This is a genomic window from Paraburkholderia ginsengisoli NBRC 100965 (assembly GCF_000739735.1).
GTDB classification, from domain to species: Bacteria; Pseudomonadota; Gammaproteobacteria; order Burkholderiales; family Burkholderiaceae; genus Paraburkholderia; species Paraburkholderia ginsengisoli.
This window is the reverse complement of record NZ_BBJF01000020.1, coordinates 1-23117: the sequence shown is the minus strand read 5'-3', so window position 1 is coordinate 23117 and position 23117 is coordinate 1. Positions and strand designations below refer to the sequence as shown.

The 23117-nt window shown below is 63.9% G+C and carries 20 protein-coding genes; 18 read left to right on the top strand and 2 right to left on the bottom strand.

The genetic code is table 11. The features are described from left to right. Nucleotides 1–113: 113 nt before the first annotated feature. The 4 genes from BGI01S_RS24355 (at nucleotide 114) to BGI01S_RS24340 (ending at nucleotide 4960) form a co-directional block, all read left to right on the top strand. Nucleotides 114–371, top strand: a complete 258-nt coding sequence (locus BGI01S_RS24355) for a BTH_I0359 family protein (protein WP_007179533.1) — start codon at nucleotides 114–116, stop codon at nucleotides 369–371. Nucleotides 372–678: 307 nt separating this feature from the next. Then, complete coding sequence (locus BGI01S_RS24350; protein WP_042328660.1) at nucleotides 679–1749, top strand: homocysteine S-methyltransferase family protein; 1071 nt, start codon at nucleotides 679–681, stop codon at nucleotides 1747–1749. Between the two features lie 112 nt (nucleotides 1750–1861). Beyond that, a complete protein-coding gene (gene metH, locus BGI01S_RS24345; protein WP_255219777.1) occupies nucleotides 1862–4594 on the top strand; it encodes a methionine synthase in 2733 nt (910 codons plus the stop codon). Between the two features lie 159 nt (nucleotides 4595–4753). Next, a complete protein-coding gene (locus BGI01S_RS24340; protein WP_042328659.1) occupies nucleotides 4754–4960 on the top strand; it encodes a hypothetical protein in 207 nt (68 codons plus the stop codon). A gap of 136 nt (nucleotides 4961–5096) precedes the next feature. Here the strand turns inward: BGI01S_RS24340 and BGI01S_RS24335 are convergent, their stop codons facing one another. Beyond that, on the bottom strand, nucleotides 5097–5423 hold the full coding sequence (locus tag BGI01S_RS24335) for a DUF1840 domain-containing protein (RefSeq protein WP_042328658.1): 327 nt from the start codon (nucleotides 5421–5423) through the stop codon (nucleotides 5097–5099). A gap of 454 nt (nucleotides 5424–5877) precedes the next feature. On the opposite strand from BGI01S_RS24335, the gene argS reads away from it, so the two are divergent. The 6 genes from argS to BGI01S_RS24305 all read left to right on the top strand — a co-directional run bounded on the left by argS (nucleotide 5878) and on the right by BGI01S_RS24305 (nucleotide 12778). Further along, nucleotides 5878–7668 carry an arginine--tRNA ligase gene (argS, locus tag BGI01S_RS24330; RefSeq protein ID WP_042328657.1) on the top strand — a complete coding sequence of 597 codons (1791 nt, stop codon included), beginning with the start codon at nucleotides 5878–5880 and terminating at the stop codon, nucleotides 7666–7668. A 61-nt stretch (nucleotides 7669–7729) separates the two neighbouring features. Next, nucleotides 7730–8548, top strand: coding sequence for an SPOR domain-containing protein (locus BGI01S_RS24325; RefSeq protein WP_042328656.1), 819 nt, complete (start codon nucleotides 7730–7732; stop codon nucleotides 8546–8548). A gap of 159 nt (nucleotides 8549–8707) precedes the next feature. Continuing rightward, the gene (locus tag BGI01S_RS24320; protein WP_042328777.1) at nucleotides 8708–9346 is read left to right on the top strand and encodes a thiol:disulfide interchange protein DsbA/DsbL; all 639 of its coding nucleotides are present in this window, start codon (nucleotides 8708–8710) and stop codon (nucleotides 9344–9346) included. Between the two features lie 15 nt (nucleotides 9347–9361). Next, entirely contained in the window at nucleotides 9362–10135 is a 774-nt protein-coding gene (locus BGI01S_RS24315; protein ID WP_042328655.1) for an SDR family oxidoreductase, read from the top strand. Between the two features lie 3 nt (nucleotides 10136–10138). Then, nucleotides 10139–10963: a cobalamin-binding protein gene (locus BGI01S_RS24310; RefSeq protein ID WP_042328654.1), complete on the top strand. Its 825-nt coding sequence runs from the start codon at nucleotides 10139–10141 to the stop codon at nucleotides 10961–10963. Nucleotides 10964–11191: 228 nt separating this feature from the next. Next, on the top strand, nucleotides 11192–12778 hold the full coding sequence (locus tag BGI01S_RS24305) for an ABC transporter substrate-binding protein (RefSeq protein ID WP_042328653.1): 1587 nt from the start codon (nucleotides 11192–11194) through the stop codon (nucleotides 12776–12778). 90 nt (nucleotides 12779–12868) lie between these two features. Here the strand turns inward: BGI01S_RS24305 and BGI01S_RS24300 are convergent, their stop codons facing one another. Next, on the bottom strand, nucleotides 12869–13939 hold the full coding sequence (locus BGI01S_RS24300) for an MBL fold metallo-hydrolase (protein ID WP_042328652.1): 1071 nt from the start codon (nucleotides 13937–13939) through the stop codon (nucleotides 12869–12871). Nucleotides 13940–14165: 226 nt separating this feature from the next. Between BGI01S_RS24300 and BGI01S_RS24295 the strand changes: the two genes are divergently transcribed. From BGI01S_RS24295 to BGI01S_RS24260, 8 genes are all read left to right on the top strand, one after another. Continuing rightward, nucleotides 14166–14570 carry a MerR family transcriptional regulator gene (locus BGI01S_RS24295; RefSeq protein WP_042328651.1) on the top strand — a complete coding sequence of 135 codons (405 nt, stop codon included), beginning with the start codon at nucleotides 14166–14168 and terminating at the stop codon, nucleotides 14568–14570. A gap of 254 nt (nucleotides 14571–14824) precedes the next feature. Further along, entirely contained in the window at nucleotides 14825–16681 is a 1857-nt protein-coding gene (gene aceK, locus BGI01S_RS24290) for a bifunctional isocitrate dehydrogenase kinase/phosphatase (RefSeq protein WP_042328649.1), read from the top strand. Nucleotides 16682–16774: 93 nt separating this feature from the next. Further along, entirely contained in the window at nucleotides 16775–17551 is a 777-nt protein-coding gene (gene can, locus BGI01S_RS24285; protein ID WP_042328648.1) for a carbonate dehydratase, read from the top strand. After that, entirely contained in the window at nucleotides 17544–18752 is a 1209-nt protein-coding gene (locus BGI01S_RS24280; RefSeq protein WP_042328647.1) for an acetyl-CoA C-acetyltransferase, read from the top strand. The genes can and BGI01S_RS24280 overlap by 8 nt, the downstream gene beginning before the upstream one ends. A gap of 58 nt (nucleotides 18753–18810) precedes the next feature. Then, the gene (locus BGI01S_RS24275) at nucleotides 18811–19488 is read left to right on the top strand and encodes an SDR family oxidoreductase (RefSeq protein WP_042328646.1); all 678 of its coding nucleotides are present in this window, start codon (nucleotides 18811–18813) and stop codon (nucleotides 19486–19488) included. A gap of 12 nt (nucleotides 19489–19500) precedes the next feature. Continuing rightward, entirely contained in the window at nucleotides 19501–20631 is a 1131-nt protein-coding gene (locus BGI01S_RS24270) for an acyl-CoA dehydrogenase family protein (protein WP_042328645.1), read from the top strand. A gap of 7 nt (nucleotides 20632–20638) precedes the next feature. After that, nucleotides 20639–21088 carry a YchJ family protein gene (locus BGI01S_RS24265; RefSeq protein ID WP_042328644.1) on the top strand — a complete coding sequence of 150 codons (450 nt, stop codon included), beginning with the start codon at nucleotides 20639–20641 and terminating at the stop codon, nucleotides 21086–21088. 631 nt (nucleotides 21089–21719) lie between these two features. After that, nucleotides 21720–23015 carry a dienelactone hydrolase family protein gene (locus BGI01S_RS24260; protein ID WP_042328643.1) on the top strand — a complete coding sequence of 432 codons (1296 nt, stop codon included), beginning with the start codon at nucleotides 21720–21722 and terminating at the stop codon, nucleotides 23013–23015. Nucleotides 23016–23117 lie beyond the last annotated feature (102 nt).

Here is a 23117-nt window from a genome sequence, read left to right as displayed (position 1 = left end):
TAGGTTCGGGACTTTACAAGCGTCAATCCGGACCCACCCCTTGAATTCCATCACATACGCTCCACCTACGGTGCAGAAACGGCCAGGAGCCAACGGAAATAAGGAGTGTCGCCATGCAAATGATCTACAACAGCCCCAACTACTGTGTCGTCGAGTTTCCGCCGCAGGAAGGTCCGCTGGCCATGAAGTCGGGTGGCTACGAGATCGTCGACAAGAACATGCAGCGCGAAATCTACATCGACGGTGCCATGGCGGCGCGTTTTCGCGAGCACGTGCAGAAGCTGATCGAAGAGGAACCGTCGCTGGATGAGGTCGACGAATTCCTCGGGCAGTTCGACAGCCTGATGCACCAACCGGTGATCCTCCACTAAGCGCAGGACTTCGCTCAACGTCTTTGGCGACATCATTGACCGCGCCGTCCAGTTCATCGGCGGCCTTGATAAGGCGGTCAGCATTCGTGAAACGGCCCAGCAGGCTTTTGCCTCGCTGGGCCGTTTTCTATCCAGCCCGCTTGCCGGGGCCAGCGGATTGCCGCGCGCCGGCTTCGCACCTCGAGTTTTCGCTTGTCGGCCAGCCTCGAGCGTCGAGGCCGCCACCAGGCCCGCGCCGGGCGGATCCGCCCGGCAGCGGCTACAATGACAGGTTTTCCGCAAAAGCCGGCGCAAGCCCTCGTCCGCCATGAACCAGCCTGCTCAAACCGCCACGCCAGTCCGTTCCGAGCCCGCCTACACGCGCGGCACGGCGCTTCCCGCGCTGCTCAAGTCGCGCATCCTGATCCTGGACGGCGCAACGGGCACGATGATCCAGCGCTACAAACTCGACGAAGCCCGCTATCGCGGCGAACGCTTCAAGGACTACGAGCGCGACATCAAAGGCAACAACGAGTTGCTGTCGATCACGCAGCCGAAGATCATCGCCGAGATTCACGAGCAGTATCTGGCGGCGGGCGCGGACATCATCGAAACGAACACGTTCGGCGCGACCACGGTCGCACAGGCGGACTACGGGATGGAAGCGCTGGCCGTCGAGATGAATCTCGAATCGGCGAAACTCGCGCGCGCCGCGTGCGACAAGTATTCGACGCCGGACAAGCCGCGCTTCGTCGCCGGCGCAATCGGACCGACGCCGAAGACCGCGAGCATCTCACCCGACGTGAACGATCCGGGCGCGCGCAACGTGACCTTCGACGAACTGCGCACCGCCTACTACGAGCAGGCCAAGGCGCTGCTCGACGGCGGCGTGGATCTGTTCCTCGTCGAAACGATCTTCGACACGCTCAACGCGAAAGCCGCGCTGTTCGCGCTCGACGAGCTGTTCGAAGACACCGGCGAACGTCTGCCGATCATGATCTCGGGCACCGTCACCGACGCGTCCGGACGCATTCTGTCGGGGCAAACCGTCGAAGCGTTCTGGAACTCGCTGCGTCACGCGAAGCCGCTCACGTTCGGTTTGAACTGCGCGTTGGGCGCGGCGCTGATGCGTCCGTACATCGCCGAACTGGCGAAGCTCTGCGATACCTACGTATCGTGCTACCCGAACGCCGGCTTGCCGAATCCGATGAGCGACACCGGCTTCGACGAATTGCCGGCGGATACCTCGGGCCTGCTCAAGGAATTCGCGCAGGCGGGTCTGGTGAATATCGCGGGCGGCTGCTGCGGCACGACGCCAGAGCACATCGCGGCGATTGCGCAGGCGCTCGCCGAAGTGAAGCCGCGCCAATGGCCGACCCAGTATCGCGACGCCGCGTGAGCTTCATGAGGGTGGTGGCCTGCACGCAGGCCGCCGCTCCCGCGCCATCGCAACAGATGCACTTAAGCTGCAACCAAGACGCAACCCCGCCGCATCTCAACGCAAGCAATCGATTCGCACATACGCCATGACCGATCACACCATGCGCCTTGCCGGCCTCGAGCCGTTCAACGTCACGTCCGCGACGCTCTTCATCAACGTCGGTGAACGCACCAACGTGACCGGCTCGAAAGCGTTCGCACGAATGATCCTGAACGACCAGTTCGACGATGCGATCGCCGTCGCGCGCCAGCAGGTCGAAAACGGCGCACAGGTCATCGACGTCAACATGGACGAAGCGATGCTCGATTCGAAAGCGGCGATGGTGCGCTTCATGAATCTGATCGCGTCGGAGCCGGATATCGCGCGCGTGCCGATCATGATCGACTCGTCGAAGTGGGAAGTGATCGAAGCGGGCCTGAAGTGCGTGCAAGGCAAGGCGATCGTCAACTCGATCTCGCTGAAGGAAGGCGAAGAGGCGTTCCGTCATCACGCGAACCTGATTCGCCGCTACGGCGCCGCCGCCGTCGTGATGGCGTTCGACGAGCAGGGCCAGGCCGACACCTTCGAGCGCAAGACGCAGATCTGCAAACGCTCGTATGACTTCCTCGTGAACGAAGTGGGCTTCCCGCCGGAAGACATCATCTTCGATCCGAACATCTTCGCGATCGCCACCGGCATCGAAGAACACAACAACTACGCGGTCGACTTCATCAACGCGACGCGCTGGATCAAGCAGAACCTGCCGTACGCGAAGGTGAGCGGCGGCGTGTCGAACGTGTCGTTCTCGTTCCGCGGCAACGACCCGGTACGCGAGGCAATCCACACCGTGTTCCTCTATCACGCGATTCAGGCGGGGATGGATATGGGCATCGTCAACGCGGGCCAGCTCGGCGTGTATGCGGACCTCGACCCGGAGTTGCGCGAGCGCGTGGAAGACGTGGTGTTGAATCGTCGTGAAGACGGCACCGACCGCCTGCTCGAAATCGCCGACAAGTTCAAGACCGGCGCCGCGAAGAAGGAAGAGAGCCTGGAGTGGCGCAACCAGCCGGTCGAGAAGCGCCTGTCGCATGCGCTCGTGCATGGCATCACCAACTTCATCGTCGACGACACCGAGGAAGTGCGCGCGAAGATCGCCGCAGCCGGCGGCCGCCCGATCAACGTGATCGAAGGGCCGCTGATGGACGGCATGAACATCGTCGGCGACCTGTTCGGCCAGGGCAAGATGTTCCTGCCGCAAGTCGTGAAGTCGGCGCGCGTGATGAAGCAGGCGGTCGCGCATCTGATCCCGTTCATCGAAGAAGAGAAGAAGCAGGCGGCCGCCGCCGGCGGCGACGTGCGCGCGAAGGGCAAGATCGTCATCGCGACCGTCAAGGGCGACGTGCACGACATCGGCAAGAACATCGTGTCGGTGGTGCTTCAGTGCAATAACTTCGAAGTGGTCAACATGGGCGTGATGGTCTCGTGCAACGACATTCTCGCGAAGGCGAAAGTCGAAGGCGCGGACATCATCGGCCTGTCGGGGCTGATCACGCCGAGCCTTGAAGAGATGGCCTATGTCGCGTCGGAAATGCAGCGCGACGACTATTTCCGCGTGAAGAAGATTCCGCTGCTGATCGGCGGCGCGACCACCTCGCGCGTGCATACGGCCGTGAAGATCGCGCCGCATTATGAAGGTCCGGTGGTGTACGTGCCGGACGCGTCGCGTTCGGTGTCGGTGGCGTCGAGCCTGTTGTCCGACGAAGGCGCGGCGAAATACGTCGACGAACTCAAGGCCGACTACGACCGCATCCGCGATCAGCACGCCAACAAGAAAGCGCAGCCGATGGTCACGCTCGCCGAAGCCCGCGCGAACAAGACCAAGGTCGACTGGGCGAGCTACCAGCCGGTCAAGCCGAAGTTCATCGGCCGCCGCGTGTTCAGGAACTTCGATCTGAGCGACCTCGCGAACTACATCGACTGGGGTCCGTTCTTCCAGACGTGGGACCTGGCGGGTCCGTATCCGGCGATCCTGAACGACGAGATCGTCGGCGAATCGGCGCGCCGCGTGTTCTCGGACGGCAAGTCGATGCTCGCGCGTCTGATCCAGGGGCGCTGGCTGCAGGCCAACGGCGTGATCGCGCTGTTGCCGGCCAACACGGTGAACGACGACGACATCGAGATCTATACGGACGAGTCGCGCTCGGAAGTCGCGCTCACGTGGCGCAATCTGCGCCAGCAAAGCGTGCGGCCGGTGGTCGACGGCGTGATGCGGCCGAACCGGTCGCTCGCCGACTTCATCGCGCCGAAGGAGTCGGGCGTGGCCGACTACATCGGCATGTTCGCGGTGACGGCGGGTCTCGGCGTCGACGTGAAGGAAAAGCAGTTCGAAAAGGATAATGACGACTACAGCGCGATCATGCTGAAGGCGCTCGCCGACCGCTTCGCCGAAGCGTTCGCCGAAGCGCTGCACGCACGCGTGCGGCGCGACCTGTGGGGCTACGCGAACACCGAAACCCTCGCCAACGACGAGCTGATCGCCGAAAAGTATCGCGGCATTCGTCCGGCACCGGGCTACCCGGCCTGCCCGGATCACCTGGTGAAGCGCGACATGTTCGACGTGCTGCACGCCACCGAGATCGGCATGAGCGTGACCGAGTCCCTCGCGATGCTGCCTGCGGCCAGCGTGTCGGGCTTCTATCTCGCGCATCCGGAAAGCACGTATTTCTCGGTCGGCAAGATCGGCCAGGACCAGCTCGAAGACTACGCGCAGCGCATGTCGCTGTCGAAGCAGGATGCCGAGCGGGCGTTGGCGCCGTTGCTTTGAATGAGCCCTGTGGCGGGAAACCCACTATATCGGGTCTGAAAGACTGAATATTTGCGGCAACGTAATTTTCGGCTTTGTAGACTGGGTCGGTTCCATCCCGCCAGGCGCGGCCAAAACGCGTCGGCTTATCTAATTGCAATCGTCAACGGAGAAAATCGTATGAAAAAGCTGGCGCTGTTATTGACTGCTGTTTCGCTTGCCGTGGGCGCCTCGGCGGCGCTGGCCCAGCCCGCTGCGCCGGGCGGCTCCAGCGCGGTCAGTTCGTATTCGCCGCCGGTCGTGAAGCACGTCAAGAAGCCGAAGAAGCAGAAGACGAAGAAAGGCGCATCGGCTCCCGCCGCCGCGCCGGCGAACGCCGCCAGCTAGTAAGCCGCACGGCCGCTTCGACCGTTGCAAAGACAAAGAGCCCGCGTTGAGCGGGCTCTTTTCATTGGTGCGCAGCTTTTACGCGGCCGGGCGTTGTTGCTGCCTCGGCACTCGCGCTAACGCGGCATGCGGGGAATCACAGACCCCAAACAATGTCTGCGTTTACCTTCTGCGCCGCGCGCAGCATGTCGAGGAACGGATACGCGCGCTGCGCGAGCCCCGGCGGAATCTCGTGATGCTCGTAGCCTTCTTCGTTTTCGTGGAAGTGACCGTCGTGCTCGGCGCGTTCCTGTTTATCGAAGGTGATCGCGGCTTCAAGTTTCTGGATGGCCGGGGCCAGTTCGTCGTGAGTGATGACGCCCCGCTCCCCAAGGCGCTTGCCGACAATGCCGACCAGATACTGAGCCAGGTTCTCCAGCATCATCACGTCTGGGCAGGCGCGGCATTTGAAAGTAATCAGCATGACTGTTCCCTTTTTCGTTATGTTGGATCGACGCGCGAGCAGCCCGAACGCGGCTGCCGGCGCGCGTTACGCGATCGTCACGGCAACGCGCCGGTCAGTCGCGGCGGCCACGGCCCTTGCTGGGCATCTCATTGAACATATTAGCACCTGCTAAAATCCGTCTGGACGGAAAAGCGCGCCGCCCTGCGCCGCGCGAGGCGAAGCGCAAGCAGCGCGGCCGGGCCGGTCGGCCGCAACCGCGCATGCCGTGGCAGCCAAGGCCGCTGCAAGTTGCCGTGCACCGCTTACCGCGTTGCAGACAACGTGCCCGATGCGCTCACGCTGCGCCCGGCGCACCGAAAAGCCGCGCCAGGCGCCTCGCCGCTTTCCACGCTTCTGACGAATCGGCCGCGCCAGCCGCGCGGCCGGCGCCTCTTCCGCATCACCGGATTGCCTCACTGGACTCGCAACAAGCATGCTGCCCGCACATAAACATACCCTCGAAACCCTGCTCGCCGACACCGTGAAGCAGGTCGCGCTCGCCACGCAAGGCGCAAGCGAAGCCGCCTTCGTGTCGCCCACCATCACGCTGGAACGCCCGAAGGTCGCCGCGCACGGCGATGTCGCGTGCAATGTGGCGATGCAACTCGCGAAGCCGCTGCGCGCCAATCCGCGCCAGTTGGCCCAGCAGATCGTCGACGCGCTGCTCGCGCAGCCGCAAGCCCAGGGTCTCGTCGAAGCCGCCGAAGTCGCCGGCCCCGGCTTCATCAACCTGCGCCTCACCGCTGCGGCCAAGCAGGCGGTGATCGCCGCCGTGTTCGCCGAGAAAGAGACCTTCGGCCGCTCGCAACGCGACGCCGGCAAGCACGTGCTGATCGAATTCGTGTCGGCCAATCCGACCGGTCCGCTGCACGTCGGCCACGGCCGTCAGGCCGCGCTCGGCGACGCGCTGTCGAACGTGCTCGCTTCGCAAGGCTGGGACGTGCACCGCGAGTTCTACTACAACGACGCGGGCGTGCAGATCCACACGCTCGCGCTGTCCACGCAGGCACGCGCGCGCGGCCTCGCTCCCGGCGACGAAGGCTGGCCGGCTTCGGCCTACAACGGTGAGTACATCGCCGACATCGCGAAAGATTATCTGAACGGCGCCACGGTGGCCGCGAGCGACGGCGAGCCGGTCACCGGCGCGGGCGATGTCGAGAATCTTGAGGCGATCCGCCGCTTCGCGGTCGCGTATCTGCGCCGCGAGCAGGACATGGACCTGCAGGCGTTCGGCGTGAAGTTCGACCAGTACTATCTGGAGTCGTCGTTGTACTCGGAAGGCCGGGTCGAGAAGACCGTCGCGGCGCTGATCGCCGCCGGCAAGACCTACGAGCAGGAAGGCGCACTGTGGCTGCGCACTACCGACGACGGCGACGACAAGGACCGCGTGATGCGCAAGACCGACGGCACCTACACGTACTTCGTGCCGGACGTCGCCTATCACGTCGCGAAGTGGGAACGCGGCTTCACCAAGGTCATCAACGTCCAGGGCTCGGACCACCACGGCACGATCGCGCGGGTGCGCGCCGGCCTGCAAGGTCTCGGCATCGGCATCCCGAAGGGCTATCCCGACTACATCCTGCACAAGATGGTCACGGTGATGCGCAACGGCGAAGAGGTGAAGATCTCCAAGCGTGCCGGCAGCTACGTGACGGTGCGTGATCTGATCGAATGGTCGGGCGGCGCGACGCCGGGTTCGGAAGCGGCCGTCGATCTGATCGACGAGGAAACAATTCGCCGCGGCCGCGACGCCGTGCGCTTCTTCCTGATCTCGCGCAAAGCGGACACGGAATTCGTGTTCGACATCGACCTCGCGCTGAAGCAGAACGACGAAAATCCGGTGCACTACGTGCAGTATGCGCACGCCCGGATCTGCTCGGTGATCGCCGAATGCAAGACGCGCTACAGCACGGACGAGAGCACGCTCGCCAGCGTGGACGTGGCGCCGCTCACCAGCGAACGCGCGATGGCCCTGCTGAACAAGCTCGCCGAATTCCCGGACATGCTGCAACACGCGGCCGACGAACTCGCGCCGCACGCGGTCGCTTTCTACCTGCGCGACCTCGCGGGCGAATTCCACTCGTTCTACAATGACCGGGCCGAACGCGTGCTGGTCGACGATGCGGCCGAACGCAATGCACGCGTTGCGCTGCTCGCGGCCACGCGCCAGGTGCTGGCCAACGGTCTCGCGACGATCGGCGTCTCCGCTCCCGTCAAGATGTAACTCCTCCGGCGCAACATGCACGCGGCCGTCGTTATAATCGACGGCCGTTCCTGGATTCTTTTTGCAGGTGATTCGTACGATGGCAAAACCACGCCGCACAACAAAGCAATCGAAACAAACCGGGGGGACTTTTCTCGGCATCGTGCTGGGCCTGATCGTCGGCCTTGCGATCGCGGTAGTGGTGGCGCTGTATATCACCCGTGCACCTACGCCGTTCGTGTCGAAGGTGGCGCCGCCCGCGGCGTCCGACGCCGGCGCGAGCGCCGCGCAATACGATCCGAACCGTCCGTTGCAGGGCAAGACGCCGGGCCAGCCGGTGCCGCAGGCCGCGCAACCGGCGCCGCCGAACACCGCGCCGGGCCAGACCAATTCGCAGACCCAGTCGGGCATGCTCGAAGAACCGCAGATCGTCGAAGTGCCGCCGTCGGCGGGCAATGCGAACGGCACCGCCGTCGCGCCGAAGCCTGCGCAGGATAACGGCACCGGCACGGCAGCCGTGCCCGCTCCGGCGAAGAAGCCACAAGCCACGAGCGCGCCGGCCGCGACCGCGGCGGGCTCCGCGCCGAAGAGCACCTCGGCCCCGGCCACCGCCAACGCCGCCAAGCCGGGCGCAAGCGCGGCACCGGCGCCGGGCGACGCGAACACCGGCTACTTCCTGCAAGTGGGCGCATACAAGACGGCAGCGGATGCCGAACAGCAGCGCGCGCGTCTCGCGTTCCAGGGCTTCGAGTCGAAGGTCACCCAGCGGGACGCGGGCGGCGTGACGTACTATCGCGTGCGCATCGGTCCGTTCTCGAAGTTCGAGGACATGAATTCGAGCCGTCAGCGTCTGTCGGACGCGGGCGTGGATACCGCCGTGATCCGCTTCACCAAACAATAAACAAACGGTAATCGTTGCCACGCGCGGTCATCGAAACTATCGATGCGCGGCGCGTGTCACAACACGTCGGACAGCTGCAACGTTCAATGCCGAATCTGCGCAACGGTGACGGGCATTTGCGTGGCGCCACCGTTTTACGCCTACCTGGGTCAACACAACATGAAAAAACTGCTGAGCATTCTGTTCCTCTCGCTGGGCCTCATTGCCGCCACGGCGCAGGCAACGCCGGCCGCGCCCGTCTCGGGCAAGGACTACACCGTGCTGGCCTCGGCGCAGCCGACCGACGTGCCGGCCGGCAAGATCGAAGTCATCGAGTTCTTCTGGTACGGCTGCCCGCACTGCAACGAATTCAACCCGTACCTCGAAGCATGGGCGAAGAAGCAGGGTCCGGACGTCGTGTTCAAGCGCGTGCCGGTCGCTTTCCGCGACGACTTCATTCCGCACTCGAAGATGTTCCACGCGCTCGACGCACTCGGCGTCGTGAACGAACTCACGCCGAAGATCTTCAACGAAATCCACGTCAACAAGAACTACCTGCTGACGCCGGAAGACCAGAGCAAATTCCTCGCGAAGCTCGGCGTCGATCCGAAGAAGTACATGGAAGCGTACAACTCGTTCTCGACGCAAAGCGCGTTGCAGAAGGACAAGAAGATGCTCGACTCGTACAAGATCGACGGTGTGCCGACGCTCGCCGTGCAGGGCAAGTATGAAACCGGCCCGGCCGCGACCAACAGCCTGCCGGGCACGATCCAGGTGCTCGACTACCTGGTGCAGCAAGTCCGCGCCAAGAAGATGTAAAGACGAGGCGCCGGAATGAGTTCACCGCTGAAGGTTTTCATTACCGGCGCTTCGAGCGGCATCGGCCTCGCGCTCGCCGACGAGTACGCCCGGCGCGGCGCGATTATCGGCCTCATTGCCCGCCGCGGTGACGCGCTCGCCGCGTTCCAGCAGTCCCATCCGCACACCACCGTCTCTCTTTATTCCGTCGACGTTCGCGACGCCGAAGCGCTCGCCGAGGCGGCCGCGCAATTCATCGCGCAGCACGGCTTGCCCGACGTCGTGATCGCCAACGCCGGCATCAGTCGCGGCGCGGTCACCGGACAGGGCGATCTGCGCACCTTCCGCGAAGTGATGGACGTCAATTACTTCGGCATGGTCGCCACCTTCGAGCCGTTCGCCGCCGCGATGATCGCCGCGAAGCGCGGCACGCTGGTCGGCATCGCCAGCGTCGCCAGTGTGCGCGGCTTGCCGGGCTCGGGCGCATACAGCGCGTCGAAGTCGGCCGCATTGAAGTATCTCGAAGCGTTGCGTGTCGAGATGCGGCCGCTGGGCGTCGGTGTCGTCACCATTGCGCCGGGTTACATCCGCACGCCGATGACCGAGCACAACCCGTACAGCATGCCGTTCCTGATGGACGCCGACCGGTTCGCCACGAAAGTGGCGCAAGCGATCGAGCGGCAGACGGCGTTCGCGGTGTTCCCGTGGCAAATGCGCATCGTCGCGATGCTGCTGCACGTGCTGCCGCGCTGGCTCTACGACCGCGCGTTCGAACGCGCGCCGCGCAAGCCGCGCGTCGCTGCCGAATAAATCATGCAGCCCCGTGCGGTCGATGCAGCCGGCGTCGCGCACGAAACAGCGGGCGCCGACGCGCGCATCGTGTCGCTGGTGCCGAGCGTCACCGAAACGCTTTTTGCGCTTGGACTCGACAAACAGATCGTCGGACGCACTGGCTTCTGTGTGCATCCGCACGACAAGGTGCGCGAGATTCGCAAGGTCGGCGGCACCAAGGCCGTCAAGCTGGACGCGATTCGCGCTCTGCGCCCTACTCATCTGATCGTCAATATCGACGAAAACGAACGCGACACCGTCGAGCAATTGCGCGCGTTCGTGCCGCACATCGTCGTCACCCATCCGCAGACCCCGCAGGACAATCTCGCGCTGTACGCGCTGCTCGGCGCAATCTTCGACCACACACAGGAAGCTGAAAGTCTCAACGAGCGACTCGAAGCGCGGCTGCGCGAAGCCATGGAGCGGGCGCACACGCTCGCCGCGCAAAACGTGCTGTATCTGATCTGGCGCGAGCCGTGGATGACGGTCGCGCGCGACACCTACATCGCCGCGATGCTGCGGCTCGTGAACTGGCATACGCTGCCCGATACGCGCGGAGGTGTGGCGGGCGCAGCGCGCTATCCGATGCTCGACTTCGATGACGCGCCGTGGCTGGCGCAAGTCGATCGCATCCTGCTCTCAAGCGAACCGTACCGCTTCACGCCGACGCATCGCGATGCGCTCGCCCGCGATCCGCGGCTGGCGGGCAAGCGCATCGAGTTGATCGATGGAGAAATGGCGTCGTGGTACGGCGTGCGCGCCATCGACGGAGTCGCCTATCTGCTGCGGCGCGCGTCGTCGGCATGAACACGGGCGGCGAGGCTCCATATGAATATGCGGATTATGTTGTTGTCGCCGTAATCTCCCTTCGATAAGCTTTCGCCAAGGCGCACGGCGCACGTGGGCGCGGACCCTCCGCCCCATGCGCGAGCGCCGGAAACGTATCACAATCAGGGCGGCGTCGACGCCCGTCCCTCGTCAACGGAATAACACAACCAGACGCACCGACTGACTGCGCTCGTTATGGGAGAACCTATGCGCTTCAAACTGCTCGCAGCCGCCCTACTGTTCACGGCGCCCGCGCTCGTGCTCGCCAAACCGCTGACCGTCTGTACCGAATCGAGCCCGGACGGCTTCGACGTGGTGCAGTTCAATTCGCTCGTCACGACCAATGCGTCGGCCGACGTGATCTTCAGCTCGCTGGTCTCGTACGACGAGGCCGCGAAGAAAGTGGTGCCGGCGCTGGCCGAGAAGTGGGACGTGAGCGCCGACGGCCTCACCTACACGTTCCATCTGCGCCCGAACGTGCAGTTCCAGACCACCGATTACTTCAAGCCCAGCCGCGCACTGAACGCCGACGACGTCGTCTTCACGTTCGACCGCATGCTCAACGACGGCAATCCGTGGCACAAGGTGGCGGGCGCGAGCGGCTTCCCGCATGCACAGTCGATGGGTCTGCCGAAGCTGATCAAGTCGATCAGCAAGGTAGACGAGAACACCGTCAAGTTCGAACTGAACACACCGGACGCGACCTTCGTGCCGATCCTGACGATGGGTTTCGCGTCGATCTATTCGGCCGAATACGCCGACCAGTTGCTCAAGGCCGGCAAGCAGACCGATCTGAACGCGAAGCCGATCGGCACCGGCCCGTTCGTGCTGAAGAGCTACACGAAAGACGCGGTGATCCGCTACGACGTGAACCCGACCTTCTGGGGGCCCAAGCCGAAGATCGACCGCCTGATCTACGCGATCACGCCGGACGCCACCGTGCGCGCGCAGAAAGTGAAAGCGGGCGAATGCCAGATCGCGCTGTCGCCGAAGCCGCAGGATCTCGCCGACGCGAAGAACGACAAGTCGCTCGCGATCGTGCAGACGCCGGCCTTCATGACCGCGTTCGTCGCGTTGAACACGCAGAAGAAGCCGCTCGACAACCAGAAGGTGCGGGCCGCGCTGAACATGGCGTTCGATCGCAGCACGTATCTGAAGACCGTGTTCGACAACACCGCGACGCCCGCCACGAACCCCTATCCGCCGAACACGTGGAGCTATAACAGGTCGATCAAGGGCTGGCCGTACGATCCGGCGAAGGCGAAGAAACTGCTCGCCGACGCGGGCTATCCGAACGGCTTCGAAACGACCATCTGGGTGCGTCCGAACGGCAGTGTGCTGAACCCGAATCCGAAGGCCGGCGCCGAATTGCTGCAGGCCGACTTCGCGAAGATCGGCGTGAAGGCGGACGTGAAGGTGATCGAATGGGGCGAGCTGATCAAGCAGGCCAAGCAGGGTCAGCACGACTCGCTGTTCATGGGCTGGGCCGGCGACAACGGCGATCCGGACAACTATCTGTCGCCGCTCTTCAGTTGCAACGCGGTGAAGTCAGGGATCAACTTCGCGCGCTTTTGCGATCAGGATCTGGACAAGCTGATTGCGGACGGCAAGGCCACGCCGGACCAGGCCAAGCGCACCAAGACGTATGAGCAGGCGCAGCAGATCATCCACGATCAGGCGCTGTGGATTCCGCTGGGTTATCCGACCGCCTCGGCGATCACCCGCACGAACGTGAGCGGTTATCACGTGAGCCCGTTTGGGCGGGTGAACTTTGGGACGGTCGCAGTGCAGTAATTCACGGCTCGCCCGAAGGTACACAGAAAAAAGCCCGGTTCGTATGACCGGGCTTTTTTTATTTAAAGATCAAAACGATCTCTTCTCTCATCACGCGGAAAACCGGATCACACCGTCCGCATCCTCGGTGCGCTTCAACTCGCCCGCGAGCCACAGCAGATGCAAATGCGCGAGCGCTTCACCCAGCGCGAACGTCATCTGATGGATGTCGAGCTGGCGCTTGAACATTAGCGGGACGATGTCGGCGGCGCTCTGCGGTTTGGCCGCGCATGCTTCGCGGACTTCGGCGAGCCGCGCGTCGTGATGCTCGCGCAATTGCCGGATGCGCGTGTGCATGCCGCGAAACGGCTTGCCATGCGACGGCAGCACCAGCGTGTCCTCGGGCATCGTCTCGTAGCGGCCGAGCGACTCCAGATACAACGCGAGCGGCGTGCCTTCCGGCTCGATGTCGAACACCGACACGTTGGTCGAGATGCGCGGCAGCACCATGTCGCCGGAGATCAGCACGCCGGTCTGTTCGCAATGCAACGCGCAGTGTTCCGGCGAATGGCCGAAGCCCGTCACCACCGTCCACGTCTGACCGCCGATCTTCACGCCGTCGGCTTCGCGCAGGCGCCGGTATTGCCCCGGAATCGCCGGCACCAAGCTCGAGTAATAGCTGTTGCGATTGCGCAGTTTTTCGAGCGAGTCCTGATCGTTCAGACCGTGCCGCGCGAAGTGCCGCGCCGCCGCCTCGCCGCCTGCATTCGAACCGTCACCGGCGGCCATCACGCGGGCCTGCATGTACTCGCCGAGCGTCATCCACAGCCGCGCGTCCCAGCGCTTCTTGTCACCACCGCTGCACACCCAGTGCGCGAGGCCAATGTGATCCGGATGGCAATGCGTGACGATCACGCGCAGCACCGGCAGGCCGTCGAGCAGCGAGTCGAACACGCTCTCCCAGTTCTGCTTGGTCGTGTCCGACGTGATGCCGCAATCCACCACCGTCCAACCTTGCTTGCCGTCGATCTCGTCGCGCAGCAGCCACAGGTTGATGTGGTCGAGCGCGAACGGCAGCGGCATGCGCAGCCAGAACACGCCGGGCGCGACTTCCATCGTGTGGCCCGGCTCCGGCAGGCTGTCGTTGAATGGGTATTGAAGCTGATGTTCGAGTGCATTCATGGGGCGTGTCTTCCTCCGTCGGCCGACCGGCATGGCGAGGTGTGCGATGCCGATCAGCGCGGTTGTGGCGTGGTTATGGTGCGGTTATGGCATCGTCGTGTGACGCGTGTTCCTGCCGTCTCGCGCCATGTCTACAGCAACGGTTGCGCTCAACTCAGGTTGACGATAACGTAAACGTCGATTCTATCGTTCAATCCGATTTTCTGCCCGGCCACGGGATGCACCGATGAATACGCAATACACAATCACCGAGCTCGCGCGGGAATTCGACGTCACGCCGCGCGCGATCCGCTTCTACGAAGATCAGGGTTTACTCTCGCCGAGCCGCGAAGGGTCGAGCGGCTTGCGGCGCGTTTATTCGGGCCGCGACCGGACGCGCCTGAAACTCACGCTGCGCGGCAAACGGCTCGGCTTCACGCTGTCGGAAATCCGCGAGTTGCTGGACGTGTATGAATCGCCGACCGATACCGTGCCGCAATTGCACGCGTTCCTCGCCACGGTGGCGCGTCATCGCGAAGTGCTGGAGCGTCAACTGGAAGACCTCAACGCGACGCTCGAAGACCTCGCGCAGTACGAGGCGCAGGCGCGCGCGCTGCTCGATGGCGGCGAGCGAGAAGCCAGGCCTGCCTGAGCGCCGATCCCCACGTGGCGCAGCGTGCGTGACGCCACGCGAGGCAGATGTTTTTGCTGCAAATTGTGTCGCCCAATCATGCCGGATGAACTGCCAAGCCGGCGCATTGAGCGAAGATAGCCGGAAAGTCGGCGAACGCCTGACAACGCTCACGAGGCGGTCAGGCGCGAACCGAGCGGCGCGATGCGTCGCGAGCCCACCCGGACGATACAATCACGGGTGTCTTCACGACATGAGGCGAATGCACGGTCGACATGAATCACTTCCCCAAACTGCTGTCGTCGCAAATCGGCTTTGACGTCGCCCAGACGATGCTCGAAGGATTCGACCGGCATTACCGCATCTTTCGGGACGCCGCGATCCACGCGAAAACGCTCTTCGAAGCCGGCGACTGGCACGGCCTGCAAAAGCTCGCGCGCGATCGCATCACTTCGTACGACGAACGCGTCGACGAATGCGTCGAACTGCTCGAAGACGAATACGACGCGGAGAACATCGACGGCGAAGTGTGGCAGCAGATCAAGCTGCACTACATCGGCCTGTTGACCACGCACCGTCAGCCCGAGTGCGCGGAAACCTTTTTCAATTCGGTGTGCTGCAAGATTCTGCACCGCTCGTATTTCAACAACGACTTCATTTTCGTGCGCCCGGCGATCTCGACCGAATACATCGAGAACGACGAGCCCGCCGCGAAGCCGACTTATCGCGCGTACTATCCCGGCAAGGATGGACTCGCCGCGACGCTCGAACGCATCGTCACGAACTTCCAGCTCGATCCGCCGTTCGAGGACCTGACGCGTGATGTCAGCTGCGTGATGCAGACGATTCACGACGCGTTCGGCGTGTTCGACGAAGCGCCGAACTTCCAGATTCACGTGCTCTCGTCGCTGTTCTACCGCAACAAGTCGGCGTATATCGTCGGGCGCATCATCAACGGCGACGCGCTGCTGCCGTTCGCCGTGCCGCTGCGTCACGTGAAGCCGGGCGTGCTTGCGCTCGACACGGTGCTGCTGCGGCGCGAGCAACTGCTGATCATCTTCAGCTTCTCGCATTCGTACTTCCTCGTGGACATGGAAGTGCCGTCCGCTTACGTCGAATTTCTCGGCACCATCATGCCGGGCAAACCGAAGGCGGAGATCTATACGTCGGTCGGTTTGCAGAAGCAGGGCAAGAATCTGTTCTACCGCGATCTGCTGCATCACCTGTCGCATTCCAGCGACCCGTTCATCATCGCGCCCGGCATCAAGGGGCTCGTGATGCTGGTATTCACGCTGCCGTCGTTCCCGTACGTGTTCAAGCTCATCAAGGACAACTTCCCGCCGCCGAAAGAAACCACGCGCGCGCAGATCCAGTCGAAGTATCAGCTCGTCAAACGGCACGATCGGCTGGGCCGCATGGCCGACACGCTCGAATATTCGAGCGTTGCGTTGCCGGTGGCGCGGCTTGACGAAGCGCTCGTACGCGAACTCGAAAAGGAAGTGCCGTCGCTGCTCGAATACGAGGGCGACAATCTGGTGATCCGTCACATGTACATCGAGCGCCGCATGGTGCCGCTCAACCTGTTCCTGCAAAACGGCAACGACGACGACGTCGAACACGGCATCAAGGAATACGGCAACGCGGTGAAAGAGTTGATGCAGGCGAACATCTTCCCCGGCGACATGCTGTACAAGAACTTCGGCGTGACGCGTCATGGCCGTGTGGTGTTCTACGACTACGACGAAATCGAATATCTGACCGACTGCAACGTGCGCGCGGTGCCGGCGCCACGTAACGAGGAGGACGAAATGTCGGGCGAGCCGTGGTACTCGGTCGGCCCGCACGACATTTTCCCGGAGACGTACGGCACGTTTCTGCTCGGCGACCCACGCGTGCGCCGCTCCTTCATGCAGCATCACGCGGACTTCTTCGATCCTGCGCTATGGCAACGGCACAAAGATCATCTATTGAAAGGCGAACTGCCCGACTTTTTCCCGTACGACAGCAACGAACGCTTTTGCATCCGTTATCCGGAACGCTTTGCCGATGCAGCGTCGTCGGCATCGGCTTCACCGGATGCACCGAATGCACCCGACGCGCCGACCGACGAGCGCAGCGTGCGCGCGGCGTGAAGCGCCTGCGCCACCCGCTTCGTTGAACGCATCGTCCCCAACCTTATGTCACGACATCGACCGCTTAACGGTCGAGCCACTACCCGACGCACCATGAACACAAACGCTTCCAACTCTTCCCACCCGCTCTCGCATCTGTTCGACAACAACGACGCGTGGGTCGCCCGCAAGCTGTCCGAAGACCCCGAGTTCTTCTCGCGCCTCGCGCATCAGCAGGCGCCGGAATATCTGTGGATCGGCTGCTCCGATTCGCGCGTTCCGGCCAACCAGATCATCGGCTTGCCGCCGGGCGAAGTGTTCGTGCACAGAAACATCGCCAACGTGGTCGTGCATACCGATCTGAACTGTCTGTCGGTGATCCAGTTCGCCGTCGATCTTTTGAAGGTCAAGCACATCATGGTGGTCGGCCACTACGGCTGCTCGGGCGTTGCCGCGGCGCTGCACGGCCGCCGCGTGGGCCTCGCCGACAACTGGCTCGCGCACGTGCAGGACGTGCGCGCGAAGCACGCCGCGCTGATCGAGGAATGGCCGCTCGGTGAAGCGCGCCATCGGCGGCTGGTGGAACTGAATACGATCGAACAGGTGGTGAACGTGTGTCGCACCACCATCGTCAACGACGCGTGGGCGCGCGGCCAGGAACTGACCGTGCACGGCTGGGCGTACGGCGTGCATGACGGCAAGGTGCGCAACCTCGGCATGACGATCGGCGACGCGGCCGCGCTCGACGCGACTTACAGGGAGTGCGTGGCGGCCGTGTCGGCGGGCGGTGTGCACAAGGCGGACAACGACGTGATCGCCGCCGATGCGGCGCAGCTCGGCGACGTGCCGGCGATCGTCGAAGGTGTGATCAAGGAGCTTAAACATGAGTGAGACAAACATGAACGCCAGTAACGTCGATCCGATTGTCATCGTGAGTGCCGCGCGCACGCCGATGGCGGCCTTTCAAGGCGACTTCGCGTCGCTCACCGCGCCGCAACTCGGCTCGGCGGCAATCGAAGCCGCGGTGCAGCGCGCGGGCCTCAAGCCCGAGCAGATCGACGAAGTCGTGATGGGCTGCGTGCTGCCCGCCGGCCTCGGCCAGGCGCCCGCGCGCCAGGCAGCGCTCGGCGCGGGCTTGCCTCTGAGCACCGGCAGCACGACGGTCAACAAGATGTGCGGCTCCGGCATGCGCGCGGCGATGTTCGCGCACGACATGCTGGCTGCGGGGTCGGTCGACGTGATCGTCGCGGGCGGCATGGAGAGCATGACGAACGCGCCGTATCTGCTGCCGAAGGCGCGCGGCGGCATGCGCATGGGTCACGGCCAGGTGATCGACCACATGTTCTACGACGGCCTCGAAGACGCGTATGAAAAAGGCCGGCTGATGGGCACGTTTGCCGAGGAATGCGCGGCGTCGTTCGACTTCACGCGTGAGGCGCAAGACGCGTTCGCGGTCGAGTCGCTGAACCGGGCGAAGCGCGCAAACGAAGACGGTTCGTTCGCGTGGGAAATCGCGCCGGTCAAAGTGGCGAGCCGCAAGGGCGACGTGACGATCGATCACGACGAGCAGCCGTTCAAGGCGAACCTCGACAAGATCCCGACGCTCAAGCCCGCGTTCAGCAAAACCGGCACGGTGACGGCGGCGAACTCGTCGTCGATTTCCGATGGTGCCGCCGCGCTCGTGATGATGCGCGAATCGACGGCGAAGCGGCTCGGCGTCGAACCGATCGCGCGTGTGGTCGGCCACTCGACCTTCGCACAGGAGCCGGCGAAGTTCACCACTGCGCCGGTCGGCGCGATTCGCAAGCTGTTCGAGAAGAACGGCTGGCGCGCCGACGAGGTCGATCTGTATGAGGTCAACGAAGCGTTCGCGGTCGTGACGATGGCCGCAATGAAGGAACACCACCTGCCCCACGAAAAGGTCAACGTGAACGGCGGCGCTTGCGCACTCGGCCATCCGATCGGCGCATCGGGCGCGCGCATTCTCGTCACGCTGATCGGCGCGCTGAAAAAGCGCGGCCTGAAACGCGGTGTCGCGACGCTGTGCATCGGCGGCGGCGAAGCGACCGCGATGGGCGTCGAAATGGTTTGACGCGCAAGTCATCGCCAACAGTGCATCTGGGGCAGCGTTCAAAGGATTGAGGTATTCGATGAAGACAGTGTTGATCGTCGGTGCGTCGCGCGGCATCGGCCAGGAATTCGTACGGCAGTACCGGCATAGCGGCTGGCGGGTGCTCGCCACCGCGCGCGACGGCGCCGCGCTCGATGCGCTGAACGAACTCGGCGCGGAAACCTTCGCGGTCGACGTGACCGCGCCCGAGGAAATCGCCGCGCTCGGCTGGAAGCTCGACGGCGAGCGGCTCGACGCGGCGATTCTGGTGTCGGGCGTGTACGGCCCGCGCACCGACAGCATCGAGACGATCACCGCCGAAGACTTCGATCACGTGATGCACACCAACGTGCGCGGTCCGATGCAGTTGATGCCGATTCTGCTGCCGCTCGTCGAAGAAGCGGGCGGCGTGTTCGCGGTGATCTCCAGCAAGATGGGCAGCATCGCCGAGCCGGGCGGCACGAGCGGCTGGTTGTATCGCGCGAGCAAGGCGGCGCTGAACGACGCGCTGAAGCTCGCGTCGCTCGAAGCGCGGCGCGCGACCTGCGTGTCGCTGCATCCGGGCTGGGTGCGCACCGACATGGGGGGCGCCCAGGCGGCGATCGACCCCGCGCGCAGCGTCACCGGCATGCGTAACGTGCTCGCGCAGGCCGCGGCCGCGCGCGACGCGTTCAACGGCCGCTTCTATCAATACGACGGCACGCAGCTCGACTGGTGAGGAGAGACGTCCATGGTGCTTGATCAGGATCACGTCATGGTTCGCGACGCGCTGCGCATCTTCGTGCGCGACGCGATTACGCCAAATGCGGCGGCGTGGGACCGCGAGCGCACCTTTCCGCGCGACGTGCACCGGCAACTCGCCGAGCTTGGCGCGTATGGCGTGCTGGTGCCCGAAGCGTACGGCGGCGCCGGCATGGACGCGCTGGCGCTCGCGCTGATCCTCGAAGAGATCGCGGCGGGCGATGGCGGCACGTCGACGGCAATCTCCGTGAACAACTGCCCGGTGTGCAGCATCCTGCTGACCTACGGCAACGACGCGCAGAAACGCGACTGGCTCACGCCGCTCGCGCGCGGCGACATGCTCGGCGCGTTCTGCCTGACCGAACCGCAGGCCGGCTCCGACGCGTCCGCGCTGCGCACCACCGCCACCCGCGACGGCGACGCGTACGTGTTGAACGGCGTCAAGCAGTTCATCACGAGCGGCAAGAACGGCGATGTTGCCATCGTGATGGCCGTCACCGACAAAGCTGCGGGCAAGCGCGGCATCAGCGCATTCATCGTGCCGACCAGCACGAAGGGCTATGTCGTTGCGCGCGTCGAAGAAAAGCTCGGTCAGCATTCGTCGGATACCGCGCAGATCGTTTTCGAAGACTGCCGCGTGCCGGCCGCGAACCTGATCGGCGCGGAAGGCGAAGGTTATCGGATTGCGCTATCGGGACTTGAAGGCGGCCGCATCGGTATCGCCGCGCAAAGCGTCGGCATGGCGCGCGCCGCGTTCGAGGCCGCGTTGAGTTATGCGAAGGAACGCGAGAGCTTCGGTGTGCCGCTCTTTTCGCACCAGGCCGTGCAGTTCCGTCTCGCCGACATGGCGACGCAACTCGAAGCCGCGCGTCAATTGATCTGGCACGCCGCATCATTGAAGGATGCCGGCCAGCCATGCCTCACCGAAGCCGCGATGGCCAAGTTGTTCGCGTCCGAAGCGGCCGAGCGGATCTGTTCGGCGGCTTTGCAGATTCATGGCGGCTATGGGTATCTGAGCGACTTCCCGGTCGAGCGGATTTACCGCGACGTGCGCGTGTGCCAGATCTACGAAGGCACCAGCGACATCCAGAAAATTTTGATCGCACGCGGTCTTCGGTGAACGCTTAATGAATAAGCCATTGTTATCGATGCAAAGACCTTCCGCCTGCCCCTGCGGCGGCGCCGCGCCAGGGCAGCGCAGCGGCGCCAAAGCGCCTCGCTTCGCGCAATGCTGCGGCCGTTATATCGACGGCGGCGAAGCGGCGCCGCGTGCACTCGAACTGATGCGCTCGCGTTACAGCGCGTATGTGGTCGGTGCAACGGATTATCTGCGCGCCACCTGGGCTCCGCACACCTGCCCCGCCGATCTCGACGCGGACCCCGCGGCGCCCGACGCGCCGCGTTGGCTCGGACTGCAGATCAAAGCCTTCGCTGAAACCGACGCGAATCACGCGAGCGTCGAATTCGTTGCGCGATACAAGGTGGGCGGGCGGGCGCACCGGCTGCACGAACTCAGCCGCTTCGCGCGCGGCGACGACGGCCGCTGGCGCTATATCGACGGCGACGTCAGCGAGTAGAGGATAGCGAACCGCACGCAACGCGCGAACCTTTCCAGACCTTTCACGACGCAGCGGCGCGGATTGCGTCGCGATCATATAAGGCCCTCATTGCAGGGCCTTTTTTTCGTGTTGGCTCGGCACCACAGCACGCATGCGAAGCGCGCGTCGCTTGATCCGGCACTCATCCGGTCCTTCTCCTGCCACCACGTAGCCATGCGGTAGCCGAGGCCTTTCCAGCGGCGCCGCACTAGCCTGAAACGCAGGCGGCAATTTTTTCGGCGCGGGTTCTCCTTGATTGCACAAAACAAAATTGTCGTGCCAGGATGAGGCCGTAGCTTCATGACGTCACGTTGCGAGAGCGGGTCGACACCGGCTCCGCAAAATGCGCAGGAAGCCCTGCCGCGTACCAGACAGTGTGGATGCGGCGGCGGCTCCGGCAGCAGGTGTGGCGCTCATCATCGGCGCGTGGGGTCGCGTCGGCCGTTTGGGTTCATCCCGTGCGATCTCGATTGCGTGCGTGCGCTTGGCGCATTGCGTACGCGAGTGTGTTTTTGTTTGTCGAAAATGCGGACGAAAGGAAAACGTCAGCGATTAATCCGGCAAGCAGACATCACGGTGTTCAGGGCAGGTCTTTGAGGCAGGTGCGTCAATGGTGTTCAGCAAGGTTCTGACGAAGTGTGCGGTGATCTGTGCAGCGGCTGCATGCGCTGTCGCAATCGCGCACGCCGATCCGCTCGCGCCGACTTATGCCGAACCGCAGGCGGGACCGCTGGCACGCGCACACGTGCCGCGCATTGCGCTCGACGACGACGTCTACCTGCCCACCGCGCGTCTGAACGAACGGATCATTCGCGTGCCGGTCGACTCCGCCGGCACCGTCACGCTCGAAACGACGATCTATAAGCCGGACGGCGCTGGCCCGTTCCCGATGATCGTGTTCAACCACGGCAAGATTCCCGGCGATCCGCGTACGCAGGAGCGCAGCAACCCGCTGCCGCTCGCACGCGAATTCGTACGACGCGGCTACGTGGTGGTCGCGCCGAACCGCCAGGGCTTCGGCCGCTCGGACGGCGTGTACGAGCAGGACGGTTGCGACGTCGAACGCAACGGCATGGGCCAGGCCGGCGACGTCGCGGCCACGATCGATTACATGTCGAAGCAGCCTTATGTGGACGCGACACATATTGTCGTGGCCGGCACTTCGCACGGCGGTCTCGCGACGATCGCGTACGGCACCGAAGCGGCGCCGGGCGTGCGCGCGCTGATCAATTTCTCGGGCGGCTTGCGTCAGGATGCCTGCACCGACTGGCAGGGCAACCTGACGCGCGCATTCGGCGCGTATGGTGAGAAGACCACCGTGCCGTCGCTGTGGATGTACGGCGATAACGATTCGGTCTGGAACACGCCGCTGGTGGCCGGCATGTACGCGGCGTATGGCGCGCACGGCGCGAGCGCGAAGATGGTGGATTTCGGCAACTACAAGAACGACGCGCATCGGCTGGTCGGCGATCGCGATGGTGTGCATGTGTGGTGGCCGGCCGTCGAGGCGTTCCTCGCTCGTGTGGGGATGCCGACCGGCGTGCAGTACCGGGTGGCCGATCCGTCGCTGCCGAAGGCGAGCGGCTTCGCTGCCGTCGACGCGGTGGATGCCGTACCGTTCGTCGATGAAGCCGGGCGCAATGGGTATCGTAATTTTTTGCATCAGTATCCGAGTCGCGCGTTTGCGGTGTCGGACTCGGGGGCGTGGTCCTGGGCTGAAGGCGGGGATGATCCGATGTCGGTGGCGGTTGCTAATTGCCAGAAGCAAAGTTCGGATCCTTGTCGCTTGTATGCGGTTGATAATGCGGTGGTTTGGGGGACGCAGGGGTCGCAGACGGCGGATGGCGGGGAAGGTTCTGCTGCCGGCGGCGATGAAGGGCGGCGGGCTATTGCTAGTCGGGAGTGAGGTTTTTTTGCCTGTGCGGCGCCTATTGTCTGGGTTCTCCCGGTGTTGGCCTTTCCTTGATTTCACGGTGGTCTGTTAGCGTTGCCCCTGTGCGGGGCGGCA